Below are 15,772 nucleotides of genomic sequence, written 5' to 3'. Positions count from 1 at the left end.
ATGAAGAAAACTTTATCCGTAGTTCTTACGTCCGCAATGGCTCTTTCCATGTTCTCATCCGTAGCATTTGGTAAAACATCTGCAGATTTCACGGATTTGAAAGACCTTGACGCAGCAACAAAAGCAAAGTTTGACGCGATGATCTCCGCTGAAATCTTTGATGGCGTAAGCGACACAACATTTGGTCTTAAAGAAGAAATGAACCGCGCACAATTCGCTAAAGTAGCAGCTTTGATCATGGGTCTTGAAGTAAATAAAGATCTTAAAACATCAAGCTTTACTGACGTTAATGTAACCGACCCAGCGAATGGTTATGCACTTCCTTACATCGAAGCTTTGAAAACAGCTAACGTAACTGATGGTTATGCAGAAGGTCAATACAACCCGGCTGGTAAAGTTACAAAAGAACAACTAGCAACTTTCTTGGTTCGTGTTCTTGGTAAAGACGCAGAAGCAAAAGCATTGACTGGTACAGACAAAACCGTTTCTGGTTGGGCACAAGGTTATGTAACTGAAGCACTTGCATTGAAAGTTCTTGCTAACAATGCAGACGGTACTTTTGGTGGTATTACGAATGCAACTCGTGATCTTCTTGTAACTGGCGCATATGAAGCAAAACAACAATACGTACCAGCTGGTCAAGTTTCCTTGACTGAAGCGAAAGCTACTGGCGTACAACAAGTAACAGTAAAATTCAACAAACCAGTTGATACAGCGAAAGCAACAGTTGCTTTGACAAAAGGTACAGCTAACGTTGCAACAACAGCTAAATTTGCAGATGACAAGAAATCAGTTGTTCTAACTTTGACAGATGTTAAAGTAACAGAAGGTAACTATACAGCAACACTTTCCGGTCTTGACACAGCTACAGTAGCTAAAGCTACAGCAACATTCACAGCTGAGAACGAAAAAGTAGCAAAACTAAGCTTTGTAAATGCAGGTGATTACCTTGCGAAGTCTACAAAAGCTGTAGTTAAAATTAAAGCTGAGAACCAATATGGTGAAACAGCAACAATTAGCGGCGGAAGCTACACAGCATATGTTTCTGGTCAAACAAAAACATTAACAAGAAACGAAGATACAGGTTTACTAGAAATGACATTGGATACACACGCAGAGCAATCTGAAGTATCTGTTATCCCTGTAAATGTATTCTTGACGAATTCATCGGTATCCGTTCAAAAGACTTTCAAAGTTGGAACTGAGCCTTTCGTTACAAAAGTTGAGCTTGGCTCATTGAAATATCCTGCTGGTAAAACAGTTCTTTCTAGCGAAGGTGACTATGCAGAAGCATCCATCACACGTTATGATCAATATGGAAATGTAATTCCAGAAGGTGCAATTTCAGTAGATCGTACTAAATTTACTTCGGTAGTTACACCTTATAGCTTTGATGCATTAAAAATCGCAGCAACTGACTATGACACAGTTAAAATTTCTTTAGAGGGTTCAGTTGATAAAGCAGCAGATTACACGGCAACAATCTATGTAGGTTCTGCAAGTGCAACATTAACAGTTAAAGTGGATTCAGCAAAAGTTGCAACTAAAGTTGAATTTGGATCTTATGCTGGTGTACTAGCACATGGTGACAAGGATAAATACATCCCAATCGTTGCTTACGATGCAAATGGTACACAATTGACTGCACAACAAATTGCTGATCAAGCAACTGCAAAACGTTTCTCCTTATCCATCTCTGGTGCAACTGCAGCTACTGGTAACAACGGTAATGATGCAATTGTAAAAACAGGTGAGCATAAAGGTCAAATTAAAATTAGCTCCGTTGATGCTTCCGCTAACAGCGTAGTATTCATCAACTTGGGTATCTACACATCCAATGTTCAAGCTAATGTACAAAAAAGCTTCACAATCCAAGAAGCTCGTAAGCCTGAGACGATCGTTCTTGATGGGGACAAACCAGCTCAAAAAGCAATCGTAGGTGGAGAAACAACTGTTAAATGGTTTGTAAAAGACCAATATGGTGAGAAGTTGAACAGCACGATTGCAGATTATGAAAATGATTATAAAGTAAAAGTAACAGTATCTGAACCTACTGTTGCAGATTTCGATGGCTTAACAACAATGGAGTTCTCAGCTACTGAACTTGCAGATTTCAACAAAAAAGAGTTGAAGTTAACAGCAAAAGCAACAGGAACAGCTAAAATTGAAGCTAAGTTGATTCAAAACCCAGGCAAAGCTAATGAAAATGTTCTAAAAACAGTAAGTAACTCCATGGAAGTAATTGCTAACTCAGATCTAACGTACAGCATTAAACCAGTAACTGACATGTTTGCAACTCTAGATAGCAGTGTTATTTCCGCTAGCGAGAAAGCATTGACAGAAGCAGGAGTGTTTAATGGTAGCCTTGGAAGAAAAGTAGTAGTTAAAGCAGTTAACTCTTCAGGTGAAGCAGTAGCGATCCCTGCAGGCCGCGTAATCAGCGCAGCATCTTCTGATCAAAATATCGCTAAAGTAGTACAAGTTGGCAATGAAGTAGTAGTAGTTGGAAACAAAGCTGGTACAGCGTCCATTACGGTTGTGTACAAAACTGCAGCTGGAGCAACAAAAGATGAATCCTTTACTGTAAATGTAAAGGCAGATGCAATTACAGCAACTACAGTCACAGCTGATGCTACGAATGATATTGCATTAACTCCTGCAACAGTAGATGCGTACACTTTATTGCCAAATCTTAAAGTGGTTGATAACTATGGCGTTGAATATACAGAAGGAGAGCTTGCTAGATATGCAGACCTTCTAGGTATTCAATATGTTGTAACAGATGTTAACACTGGTGGAACAGTTACTGTAAGTGCTAATGGAAAAGTTACAATTGGCGCTGGCGTAACGGAATTCAACATTAAAGCAGTTGTTAATGGTAAAACAGCTACAACTTTGGTTAACTAATCAGCAGATATTAAAGAGACCCTCTGGGGTCTCTTTTTCTTTGTGGGAGGAATTTCAGTTTATTTTAAGCTAATTTTTAGCTTAAGTTCAGTTACTCTTCTCAATTGCTTCATAATTAAATAGTATTCTTAACTAGTAAGCAAGAGGCTAAGTAGCTAGTGTAAGAGATTGCAATAACTCTGGAAAATACTTAGCAATGAAAGATTGCATGGATTACCGTATACTCAATTTGTAGATAAGTTGATATACGGAATGCTACACGCAAATTCATCGGATTTCATTGTCGCTACGTTGGTTATAAGTTTTTATAACAAAAAAACTTTAAAATATTAGGAGGAAATACCTTTATGAAGAAAACATTATCCGTAGTTCTTACTTCCGCAATGGCATTTTCGATGTTCTCAGCTGTCGCTTTTGGTAAAACATCAGCTGACTTCACTGATTTGAAAGATCTTGATGCAGCAACACAAACGAAATTTGATGCGATGATCTCTGCTGGAATCTTCGACGGTGTGAGCGACACAACTTTCGGCTTGAAAGAAGAAATGAACCGTGCACAATTCGCTAAAGTAGCAGCTTTGATCATGGGTCTTGATGTAAATAAAGATCTTCAAACTTCAAGCTTTACTGACGTTAGTGTAACCGATGCAGCTAATGGCTATGCACTTCCTTACATCGAAGCTTTGAAAACTGCTAATGTAACTGATGGTTATGCTGAAGGTCAATACAACCCAGCTGGTAAAGTAACAAAAGAACAACTAGCTACTTTCTTGGTTCGTGTGCTTGGTAAAGATGCAGAAGCAAAAACTTTGACTGGTACAGATTCAACAGTATCTGGCTGGGCACAAGGTTATGTGGCTGAAGCACTTGCATTGAAACTTCTTGCTAACAATGCTGATGGTACTTTCGGTGGTATTACGAATGCAACTCGTGATCTTCTAGTAACTGGCGCATACGAAGCGAAACAACAATACGTACCAGCTGGTCAAGTTTCTTTGACTGAAGCAAAAGCTACTGGCGTACAACAAGTAACAGTAACTTTCAACAAACCAGTTGATACAGCTAAAGCAACAGTTGCTTTAACTAAAGGTACAGCAAGCGTTGCAACAACAGCTAAGTTTGCAGATGATAAGAAATCAGTGGTTCTGACTTTGACTGATGTTAAAGTATCAGAAGGCGAATATACAGCAACACTTTCCGGTCTTGATGCAGCTAGTGTAGCTAAGGCTACAGCAACATTTACGGCTGAGAACGAGAAAGTAACAAAACTTAGCTTTGTAAATGCAGGTGATTACCTCGCAAAAACCACAAAAGCTTTAGTGAAAATCAAAGCAGAGAACCAATATGGTGAATCAGCAACAATCAATGGTGGAAGCTATACAGCATATGTTTCTGGTGAGACAAAATCACTAACAAGAAATGAAGACACTGGCCTACTAGAAATGACTTTGGATACTAGTTCACAGCAATCTGAAATTTCTGTTATCCCTGTAAATGTATTCCTAACAAATTCATCCGTATCCGTTCAAAAGACTTTTAAAGTTGGAACTGAACCTTTCGTTACGAAAATTGAGCTAGGCACATTGAAATATCCTGCAGGAAAAACGGTCCTATCTAGCGAAGGTGACTACGCAGAAGCCTCAATCACGCGTTATGACCAATACGGTAACGCAATTCCAGAAGGTGCAATTTTAGATGAGCGTACAAACATCACATCGGTAATTACGCCATATAGCTACGATGCACTGAAAGTTACAACAACTGATTATGATACGGTTAGAATTTCTTTGGAAGATGCAGTGGAAAAAGCAGCAGATTACACAGCAACTATTTATGTTGGTTCTTCAAGCGCATCATTAACAGTTAAAGTTGATTCATCTAAAGTAGCGAACAAAGTTGAGTTCGGTTCTTATGCAGGTGTACTTGCACATGGTGACAAAGATAAATACATCCCAATTGTTGCATATGACGCAAATGGTACACAATTAACTGCACAAGAAATTGCTGACCAAGCAACTGCAAAACGCTTCTCCTTGTCCATATCTGGTGCAACAACAGCTACGGGTAACAATGGTAATGATGCAATTGTGAAAACAGGTGAGCATAAGGGTCAAATTAAAATCAGCTCTGTTGATGCTTCCGTTAACAGCGTAGTATTCATAAACTTAGGTATCTACTCATCCAATGTTCAAACCAACGCACAACAAAGCTTCACAATTCAAGAAGCTCGTAAGCCTGAAACAATTGTTCTAGATGGTGATAAGCCTGCTCAAAAAGCAATCGTAGGTGGAGAAACAACGATTAAATGGTTTGTAAAAGACCAATACGGTGAGAAATTAGATAGCACGATTGCTGACTATGCGAATGATTATAAAGTTGAAGTAACAGTAACGGGTTCGACATATGCAGACTTGACTGGTTTAGCAACAGATGAGTTCTCGGCTACTGAACTTGCTGGTTTTAACAAGAAAGAATTGAAGCTAACTGCAAAAGCCACAGGAACGGCTAAAGTTGAAGCGAAATTGATTCAAAACCCAGGCAAAACTAATGAAAATGTTTTGAAATCTGTGGATAGCTCCATGGAAGTTATTGCTAACAGCACAGACCTAACATACAGCATCAAACCTGTAACTGATATGTATGCGACTTTAGACAGCAGCGTAGTTGCTGATAAAGAAAAGCAATTAACAACGGGATCTGAATGGGCGTTTAACGGAAGCCTAGGAAGAAAATTAGTCATTAAAGCAGTTAATGCTTCTGGTGATGAGGTTGCTATTCCAGCAGGTCGCGTTATTAGTGCGGCATCATCTGACCAAAACATTGCTAAAATTGTTCAAGACGGTGGAGATGTAGTTGTTATAGGTAATAAAGCTGGAACTGCTACAATTACAGTTGTTTATACAACTGCTGATGGTTCTGCTGAAGATGAGAGTGTTGCTGTAAACGTAAAATCAGATGCTATAGCAGCGGCAACAGTAACTGCAGATGCTACAAATGATATTGCCCTAACGGCTGGAACAGTCGTTGATGCGTACACTTTATTGCCAAACCTTAAGGTTGTTGACAACTATGGTGTTGAATATACAGATGTAGAACTAGCTAGATATGCTGACCTTCTAGGTATTCAGTACGTTGTAACAGATGTTAATACAGGAGGAACAGTTAGTGTAGGTGCTAATGGTAAAGTTACAATTGGCGCTGGCGTAACTGAGTTTAACATTAAAGCAGTTGTTAGCGGTAAAACAGCAACAACATTGGTTAACTAAGAATTAAAATAACCAGAATATCGAGAAACCCACGTTATTTCAACGTTGGGTTTCTTTTTCTTTGCGTATTTCATATAAAAATATTTTTTATTAGGATGCGCAACTTTTTTGAAACCTATGCGTTTAATACTATGAACTAGAAAATAACATATTGTTGTGTATTAAGAAGTGGAAAAATAATTCTTTACGATCCAATTCGACCACTGTATAATATACATTGGTGTGAGTTCCTCTAATTACTTAACTAGTTTACTAGTTTTTATGTAATTATTATGTGTCACAAGCGAACTTAGTTATATCATGCTCTAACTCTGGAAAGGGGGTGAACCAAACAATGAGTAAATCGAGCTCAAATAATAATGGTTTCAAACTAAAAAATTATACAGATATTCAAGGAGGAGAAAAAAAGGTTATGAAAAAAAGTTTATCCGTAGTTCTTACTGCAGCAATGGCATTATCCATGTTTTCTTCCGTAGCATTCGGTAAAACATCCGCTGATTTCACAGATCTTAAAGATCTTGACGCAGCAACAAAAGCAAAATTTGACGCTCTTATCAGCGCTGGTATTTTTGATGGCGTGAGCGAAACAACATTTGGTCTTAAAGAAGAAATGAACCGTGCTCAATTCGCGAAAGTTGCAGCTTTGATCACTGGTATCGAAGTTAACAAAGATCTTAAAACTTCCAGCTTCTCCGATGTTAAAGCAGATGACGCAGCTAACGGCTACGCACTTCCTTTCATCGAAGCTTTGAAAACTGCTGGTATCACTGATGGTTACGGTGAAGGCACTTACAACCCAGCTGGTAAAGTAACGAAAGAACAACTTGCTACTTTCTTGGTTCGCGTTCTTGGTAAAGATGCTGATGCTAAAGGCAAAACAGGTACTGATGCAACAGTAACTGACTGGGCACAAGGTTATGTAGCACTTGCACTTGAATTGAAACTTCTCTCCAATGGAGCAGACGGTAAATTCGGTGGTAAATCCAACGCAACTCGCGATCTTCTTTTGACTGGTGCATATGAAGCGAAAGCTCAATACGTATCCCCAGGTAAAGTATCACTTTCTGAAGCTAAAGCTACTGGTGTACAACAAGTAACAGTAACTTTCAGCAAACCGGTTGATGATACTAAAGCGAAAGTTGCTTTGACAAAAGGTACGCAATCCATCACAACAACTGCTAAATTTGCAGATGACAAGAAGTCCGTAGTATTGACTTTGACTGACGTTAAACTTAGTGAAGGTACTTACACAGCTACTCTTTCCGGTCTTGATGCAGCTGCTGTTGACAAAACTACAGCAACATTCACAGCTGAAAACGAAAAAGTTACAAAACTTAGCTTCGTTAACGCAAGTGACAAAGTCGCAAAATCTACAAAAGTTATTGTTAAAATCAAAGCTGAAAACCAATATGGTGAAAATGCTTCCCTAACTGGTGGCAACTACACAGCATACGTTTCGGGTACTTCCGCAAATGTTAAGAGAAACGATGAGACTGGTATTCTTGAGTTGACACTTGATACAAAAAACAAAGGTGGCGGACTTGAGTTCCAATCCGAAATCGACGTAATTCCAGTGAATGTCTTCTTGACTAACTCTTCTGTGTCTGTTCAAAAAACATTCAAGGTTGGTATCGATCCTTATGTTACAAAAGTTGAAGTAGGCGATGTGAAATATCCTTCAACTAAAACTGCTCTTACAAAAGAAGGCGATGTTGCAGAAGCATCCATTACTCGTTTTGACCAATATGGCGATGTAATTGCAGAAGGTGCATTGACTGATCTTACTAAAACAAATGCAAGTGTAATATTTACTCCATACACTTTTGATTCATTAGTTCTAGATTCAGCTGCAAGCACTTATGACAAGTTGAAGTTTAAGCTTGCTAAAAACGTAGATAAAGATGCTGAGTACACAGCAACTATCTATGTTGGTTCCGCTAGCGCAACTAAAACAATCAAAACTCAATCTTCAACTGTAGCTACAAAAGTTGAGTTTGGTACTTTCAGTGGCGTTCTTGCTGAAGGTGACAGCAACAAATACATCCCAATCGTTGCATACGATGCTCAAGGCAACAAATTGTCCGCACAAGACATCGCTGATAATGCAGCTGCGAAAAGATTCTCGATTTCTGTTTCCGGTGCTAATGTTCCAACAGGATTACTTGGCAATGGTAACGATGCGATTGTCCAATCTGGTGAGCACAAAGGGAAAATCAAGCTAGATTCAATTACTTCTGGCAGCAAAGGTGTAGTATTTGTTAACGCGGGTATTTTCAACTCCAATATCCAACAAAACGTTCAACAAAGCTTCACAGTTCAAGATGCTCGTAAACCTGAAACAATCGTACTTGACGGTTCTACTCCTGCAGCTAAAGGTATCGCTGGTGGTAAATCCACAATTAAATGGTACGTAAAAGACCAACATGGTGAGAAACTTGGCGCTGTTAATGTTGGAAAAGTAACGCCAACTAACTACAAACTAAAAGTAACAGTTACTGGTAATGCTAATGCTGCATTCACAACAAACAATGATAAAGTATGGAATGGCGACATAACTGATGCAGTTAACTATCCAGGTCGTGTTGGTACACCTGCTGCTGGCGAAGACAAAGTATTTGAATTCAATGCTTCCCAATTCGGCGATTTCAATAGCAAAGAATTGTACTTGCTAGGTCAAACTGGTGCTGCTGTTGGATCAAAAGCTAAAGTTAAAGTTGAATTGATTGACACAGTTAAGAACAGCGTTCTTAAAACAGTTGATAACAGCTTGGAGATTGTTAACAAAAACGATCTCACATACAGTGCAAACGCATTGGCTGATTCCTTTGCAGCACTTGATAGCGCACTTGTAATTGCGGATGATAAAGAATTAACAGCTGCAGCTGATGCTGCTGCAACAGCTCCTAACAATAACGGAGTTTGGGCTAAAAACAGCAAGCTTGCTCGCAAAGTTGCCGTGACTGCAAAAGACAAATCGGGTGATTCCGTTGTTATCCCAGGATCCCGTGTAGTGAGTGCTTCTACAGCAGATGGTACAGTAGCAAAAGCAGTTTACGATGCTAATGATGCTTGGATCATTGGTAATAAAGCTGGTACAACAAATGTAACTGTTGTCTTCAAGAAAGAAGATGGCAACTTGCAAGATGTTACTCTTCCAATTAACATCAAATCCGAAGCTGTAACTGTTAAAACAATTACTGCTGACGCGAACAAAACTGGTATTGCTGCAGGAACTTACGATGTAGGTCAGCTGATGAATGCAATCAAAGTTGTTGACAACTACGGTATTGAGTACAAATATGAGACAGGATTGTCTGCTCCATTTGCGGCTGCACCATTTAATGGTACAGTTGATTATATCGGCAGATACAAAAATTTACTTGGTGTTCAATACGTTGTATCTGACATCAAAGGAACTGGTACTGTAACATTTAGTTCTACTGGTCAAGTAGTAGTTAGCGCTGGTGTAACTGAGTTCGTAATCAAAGCTATTGCTCCATCTGGTGCAACTGCAAGCACACTGGTTACAAACTAATAATCACTTAGTGGAGAAAGGACCCTTCGGGGTCTTTTCTTTTTTTACAAAGTAGCTTAGTATAGCTACAAAAAGAAAAGAAGGTGAAATAATGAAATTACAAAAGGTCAAACTTGTACTTTTTAGCTCGGTTATTCTTCTTTTTGCGGCACAGACATCCCAAGCCGAAGCCCCATCCCCAGGAACAACCGACCCGGTGATTACCCAAAGCTACTTCGAACAGAACACCTTAAGCGAAGCTAAGGTGAAGGAGATTGTGGCCTCCACGATCGCAGCGAATGCTGGCGGGAGCAACGGAGGCACGAGCACTACCCCAACGGCAGCGGCAAATATGAAGGTTGTCCAATTGGAAAATGGACAAACCTTGTATGCCGGCGCTGGCGCGGAGTTTATCGTGAGAAGCGGCAAGGTACTAGCCGTGAGTAACGATGAGAACGGCATCCCGGACGTAACGGGAGGCAAGGATCTGCCGGCGGGGACGGAAGTCGCGCTGAATCATCTTTTGATTTTCCCAACAGAGGGCCGCGGTATTAAGCCTTCGCCAAAAAATGACACGTCCATTTATGTTATGGTACGTGGTGGATTTTTGATTTTGAATGCTGATGGTAGTAAAGTTCTACAATAAATGTTTACTCCATAATTTTACCCAAAATGACAACTTCTTATTCGGTTCGCGGAGCCGATTCTAGCCATACTATTAGCGTACCCCATTGATCGGGTAGCTGCTTATCGAGTGCATGATCTGAACTAAAACTCTTAGGGAGGCGTTTGGTTATGGCTAGAAGTAAAGTGGTTCCGGAATCGAAAAAAGCTTTAGATATTTTAAAATACGAAATTGCTGCTGAGTTAGGTCTGCCAGTAGGCAATTCGATGTCGGCCAATGCGGATACCGAATTTGCGGGTGAACTTGGTTCTATTCCTTCAAATTCTATGAAAAAAGACTACTGGGGGCATATCACCTCCAGGGATGCAGGCGCTGTTGGCGGGCGCATTACGCAGCGTCTGATTCAAAGAGCAGAAGAAACCTTGTTTACTTTGTAGGTATTATTCCTTCTATTATTGTGATGAGAAAGAGGTCGGCTATAGGCTGACCTCTTTCTTCAAATTTTCAGAGATTACAAATATTCACGAACTCATTAGTTAATATATGAGTAGTATAGATAAAAGCTGTGAAAAAAAAGTGAAGCGTACCTTAAAGTAAACTTAATAAGAAGAATAATGATAATCGAAATTATAAATTGACATTACACGACAAATAAAGTAGGATGGTTAATTGAAGGTCAATATTCAATTTAACCTTTTCCGATAGGGGAAGGTTCATTTTAATGTTGTCTTTATTCATGTATTGTATTTATTTATGCTTTATCTATTTGTACCAGTGCGGAATTCAAAGATCTTATCAGCGCATGAGCGCAAAAGAGGGATTCCGTTTGGCGAGAAAAGCTTGCGCTAAAGCCGGGCCCAATTTTTTTATTATAGAGGCATCGAGTAGAAGCTTTTCAAACATACTAAATGTAATGTAGGAGGATGAATAATATGGCTCAAGTTCGTGGACGTCGTTTATTTACATCCGAATCCGTAACAGAAGGTCATCCAGATAAAATTTGTGACCAAATTTCTGACTCGGTTTTGGATGCATTTCTAGCTAATGATCCGAATGCTCGTGTAGCATGTGAGGTATCTGTAGCAACTGGTTTGGTTTTGGTAATTGGTGAAATCACTTCGAAGTCTGAATATGTCGATATTCAAGCTATTGCAAGACAAACAATTAAGGACATTGGTTACACACGCGCGAAGTATGGTTTCGACTCCCAAACATGTGCGGTTCTCGTTTCGTTGAATGAGCAATCTCCTGATATTGCACAAGGTGTAGACAGAGCCCTTGAAGCAAGAGAAGGTAACATGTCTGATGAAGAAATCGAAGCAATTGGTGCTGGTGACCAAGGCTTGATGTTCGGTTTTGCTGTAAATGAAACACCTGAGCTTATGCCTCTTCCAATCTCTATTTCTCACCAATTGGCTCGTCGTTTGACTGAAGTTCGTAAGAACGGCACTCTTCCATACTTGCGTCCAGATGGTAAAACTCAAGTAACTGTTGAATACATCGATGATAAACCTGTTCGTGTAGATGCAATCGTTGTATCCACACAGCATGATGAGAACACAACTTTGGAGCAAATCCAAAAAGATATTAAAGAACATGTTATTCTTCCAATCGTTCCAGCACACTTGTTGGATGAGAAGACGAACTACTTCATCAATCCAACTGGCCGTTTCGTTATCGGCGGACCTCAAGGGGATGCAGGTCTTACAGGTCGTAAAATTATCGTTGATACGTACGGTGGTTATGCTCGTCATGGCGGCGGCGCGTTCTCCGGTAAAGATCCGACAAAAGTTGACCGTTCCGGTGCCTACGCGGCGCGTTATGTTGCGAAGAATATCGTAGCAGCTGGCCTTGCTGAGAAATGTGAAGTTCAATTGGCTTATGCTATTGGTGTTGCTCGTCCTGTATCTATTGCTGTAGATACATTTGGTACGGCTAAAGTGAGTGAAGAGAAGCTTGTTGAGCTGATCCACAATAACTTTGACCTTCGCCCAGCGGGTATCATTAAAGAGCTTGATCTTCGTCGTCCGATCTACCGTCAAACTGCAGCTTATGGTCACTTTGGCCGTAATGATCTAGATGTTCCTTGGGAGCGTACAGATAAAGCAGAATCATTAAGAACGCAAGCGTTAGAGCTTAAGCATTAATATAGAGAGGCCGTCCTTCTGGGGCGGCTTTTTGTTTGTTTACTTACCGCAACTAGTATTTGCTTTAGTAAATATTTTTGTTTTCTTTTGCTAATAACAGTGGCACTATATGTATATGTCATCTGATGCTAATTCATAGGGAATTATGTTATGATAGGTAGAAGATAAGTTCTGCGTTGGTATACGAGAGGAGAGCGATATTATGGATACTGAATTAAAGGAATCACTTACCACGTTGCTGAGAGCAGAATTATCACCCGTATTAGAGAGATTAGACAGACTAGAATTAGAACAATCTCAAATCAAACAAGCCGTACTTGAAACCAATGAAATCGTGAAGCGTTTGGAAAATGTGCAAGAGCAACAACACAGGATCATTGAGCTCCTCTCAGCACGTTCGATTGAACAAGAAGCAAAATTAAAGAAAATAATTTAACTGACATATAAGCATCTCAAGCAGAGAGCAGACCCGGGAGGGTTGTGCTCTTTTTTACATTTTTACCATTTATCTATGACATATGAATACAACATGGGGAATATCGTAACTTTTTCCATAGTTTAAGAGTCTATATAGTTATCGCTATAAAGATAGATACTAGACTTAGATGAAAAAGAGGAGTGGAACGGCAACGTGAAGGTACAGAGGCAAGTAGGAGTAGCTGCACTGGCTTGCGCTATGGTGTGGCAGTTGGTGTCGGGAGTTACGGTAAACGCGGCGGGCACGAAGCTGACGTTAAGCTCGCAGGAGACGATTACATCAGGTGCAATTATGAAGAACTACGTATGGTCGACAACACGAAGCAATAAGGAAGTATCGGTGAACGCCAATGTGATCGAAGTGGATCTGACGAACCCGAATGTGAAGATAGACGCAATGGCAGGAACGAACAATCAGTTCACGAAGAACCAGAGTGTGCTCGGCATGGTGAAGGATACAGGCGCTGTAGCAGGCGTGAACGGGGACTTCTATAATACCCAGGCGGAAGGCGTGCCAGAGGGTGCACAGATCACGAATGGACAGGTGATGGCAACGCCAGCGAAGATTTCGGGGTTGTACTCTTTTGCTATTACGAAGACGAATCAGCCGATTATTGATATTTTCGATTTCCAGGGTACGGTTACAGCAAAGGATGGGACAAAGTTCGAGCTGGGTGGCGTGAACAAAACGTTCTACTGGGACGATAACGATGTTCCACTGATAGCCGACGGCCTTTTCCTTTATACAAGTGCTTGGGCGATGACACAGCGTGCTGTGGATGGTACACACGTACCTACTGAGGCGCTTATCCAGAATGATATCGTTAAGGAAATTCAAGTTGATACGAATGTGAAAATGATTGCTCCTGCAGATGGTTATATCCTTAGAGGCTCCGGTTTGGCTAGAGAGTTTATTGTAAAGCATCTCAAAGTTGGGGATAAAATCACGACGAAGTACGACATGATTCCACACGATGCATCGAAGACATATGATTGGAAGAACTTCAAAATGCTCATCGGGGGCAGCACATTGCTGGTAGACGAGGCGAAGCCGAGTTATTTTACGCGGAATATTAATGATTTCAACGGATATAGTCCTGTTTCTAGGACAGCTGTGGGTTACTCCAAGGATCTGAAGAAGGCCTATATCATAACAGCGGATCGAAACGGTCCTAGTGCCGGGATGACACTGCCTGAGCTGCAGCAATTCATGATTGATGCTGGTGTTTGGCGAGGGATGGTCCTCGATGGCGGTGGATCGACACAGATGGTGTCTAGGCCACTTGGTGATGTAGATCCGAAGCTAGTGAACAAAACACAAAACGGGAATCAACGTGCGGTAGCAAATGGTCTTGGCGTATATTCGACAGCGCCGAAGGGTGATTTACTAGGTCTTATTTTAAAAGGGCAATCCTTATTATTCGTAAATGAATCCAGCACTTATCAATTTAAAGCATATGATGACTATTATAATCCCATTGCGGTAACAGGTATTGTTCCACAATGGAGCACCACGATAGCTAATGGTTCATTTAAGGATAATGTATATACACCAACAATGCCTGGGAAAACGCAGATTGTCGCAAAATCAGGCAAAGGATCCGCAACAATGGATGTCGAAGTTGTCGGGCGTGATCAGATTACGTCGATGGCTTTTAGTTCAGGGTCGTTCTCATTGACGGAGGGTGGCGATTTCAAGCTTCCTATTACCGTTACAACACGCAGTGGAGCAACGCGAGAATTACCCGCGGCATCAGCGACTTGGGAGCTTAGCGGAGTTAAAGGGACGATTACGAATGGTGTTCTGCACGTAGACAGCACAGCTGGAGCGCAAACAGCACAGGTCATCGCCCACTACGACGGGTATAGCACTATGGTAACCTTGCCTGTCGGGCAGGAGAAAGTGTGGTACGATTTAGATAAGTTTGCAGTTATGACAACAGGTGACAAATATCCGGTAGAGGTCGTTTCTAGCGTCAATATTGTGCCGAACAATGGAAATAAGAACTTGGAAATCGCCTATGATTTCTCCAAGGGACTAGGAACGAAAGCAGCATATGCGAGGTTTAATAATGGGAATGGTGCGCCGATTGAGGGTGAACCCGAATTTATAACGGCTAAAGTCTTGGGCGATGGCAGCTTCAATTGGGTGCGTGCAGAGGTCATTGATGCGGATGGCAAGCTGAATTATGTCAGTTTTACGGAAAATATGAACTGGACAGGCTGGCGCAAGGTGACGGCGGATGTGTCGGATCTGAAAGCACCTTTGCTGGTGAAAAGCATTTATGTCGCAAATCCGGCTAACGGGCAGGATGAAAGAGCCGTGAAAGGGAAAATTAATATTGACGATATTTCATTTATTTATAAAGGACAATTGCCATCGCTACCGAAAAATGCAATCAAGCTTAACGTAAATAAGAAGCAAGCAACTATAAATAGCAAGCCGATGACGCTGGAACAAGCGCCGACGATCGTGAAGGATAATACGTTGGTTCCGATTCGTTTTGTCACAGAAGCATTGGGTGGCACTGTGAAGTGGGATGATAAAGAACGTAAGGTAACCGTCCTTCGTGGTGATAAACTAATTGACCTATGGATTGATCAAGCTGATCTCCTGGTAAATGGAAGTCGTGTCACGGCAGAAGTGGCTCCAGCGATCATGAATAATGTGACAATGGTCCCATTACGACTCATTTCTGAGAGATTAGGCTTCAAAGTAGGCTGGGATCCCCAGAATTACGGAATTTCTATTGAATAAATAGTACTAGAAGTACACGGCAAACGGGAAGAACTATGCTACAATATGGGGTAGACAACTTACTATTATAAGGTTTTA

The 15,772-nt window shown here is 40.8% G+C and carries 8 protein-coding genes; all 8 read left to right on the top strand.

Annotated features, from left to right (window positions below; all coding sequences use genetic code 11):
* The 8 genes from ASL11_RS06985 to ASL11_RS06950 all read left to right on the top strand — a co-directional run bounded on the left by ASL11_RS06985 (position 1) and on the right by ASL11_RS06950 (position 15,694).
* Positions 1 to 2,907 carry an S-layer homology domain-containing protein gene (locus ASL11_RS06985; RefSeq protein ID WP_056611596.1) on the top strand — a complete coding sequence of 969 codons (2,907 nt, stop codon included), beginning with the start codon at positions 1 to 3 and terminating at the stop codon, positions 2,905 to 2,907.
* 347 nt (positions 2,908 to 3,254) lie between these two features.
* Positions 3,255 to 6,173, top strand: a complete 2,919-nt coding sequence (locus ASL11_RS06980; RefSeq protein WP_056611593.1) for an S-layer homology domain-containing protein — start codon at positions 3,255 to 3,257, stop codon at positions 6,171 to 6,173.
* Positions 6,174 to 6,507: 334 nt separating this feature from the next.
* Positions 6,508 to 9,708 (top strand): S-layer homology domain-containing protein, encoded by a 3,201-nt coding sequence (locus tag ASL11_RS06975; protein ID WP_056611590.1) that lies wholly within the window; start codon positions 6,508 to 6,510, stop codon positions 9,706 to 9,708.
* A 91-nt stretch (positions 9,709 to 9,799) separates the two neighbouring features.
* Positions 9,800 to 10,333, top strand: coding sequence for a hypothetical protein (locus ASL11_RS06970; RefSeq protein ID WP_056611587.1), 534 nt, complete (start codon positions 9,800 to 9,802; stop codon positions 10,331 to 10,333).
* 149 nt (positions 10,334 to 10,482) lie between these two features.
* A complete protein-coding gene (locus ASL11_RS06965; protein WP_056611585.1) occupies positions 10,483 to 10,749 on the top strand; it encodes an alpha/beta-type small acid-soluble spore protein in 267 nt (88 codons plus the stop codon).
* Between the two features lie 495 nt (positions 10,750 to 11,244).
* Positions 11,245 to 12,459, top strand: a complete 1,215-nt coding sequence (gene metK, locus ASL11_RS06960; RefSeq protein WP_056611580.1) for a methionine adenosyltransferase — start codon at positions 11,245 to 11,247, stop codon at positions 12,457 to 12,459.
* 202 nt (positions 12,460 to 12,661) lie between these two features.
* Entirely contained in the window at positions 12,662 to 12,895 is a 234-nt protein-coding gene (locus ASL11_RS06955; RefSeq protein ID WP_056611577.1) for a hypothetical protein, read from the top strand.
* 195 nt (positions 12,896 to 13,090) lie between these two features.
* On the top strand, positions 13,091 to 15,694 hold the full coding sequence (locus ASL11_RS06950) for a stalk domain-containing protein (protein WP_056611574.1): 2,604 nt from the start codon (positions 13,091 to 13,093) through the stop codon (positions 15,692 to 15,694).
* Positions 15,695 to 15,772: the final 78 nt, after the last annotated feature.

Source organism: Paenibacillus sp. Soil750 (assembly GCF_001428045.1).
Taxonomy (GTDB): domain Bacteria; phylum Bacillota; class Bacilli; order Paenibacillales; family NBRC-103111; genus Paenibacillus_E; species Paenibacillus_E allorhizoplanae.
Note: the sequence above shows the minus strand (reverse complement) of the source record. Positions and strands in the feature narration are given on the sequence as shown.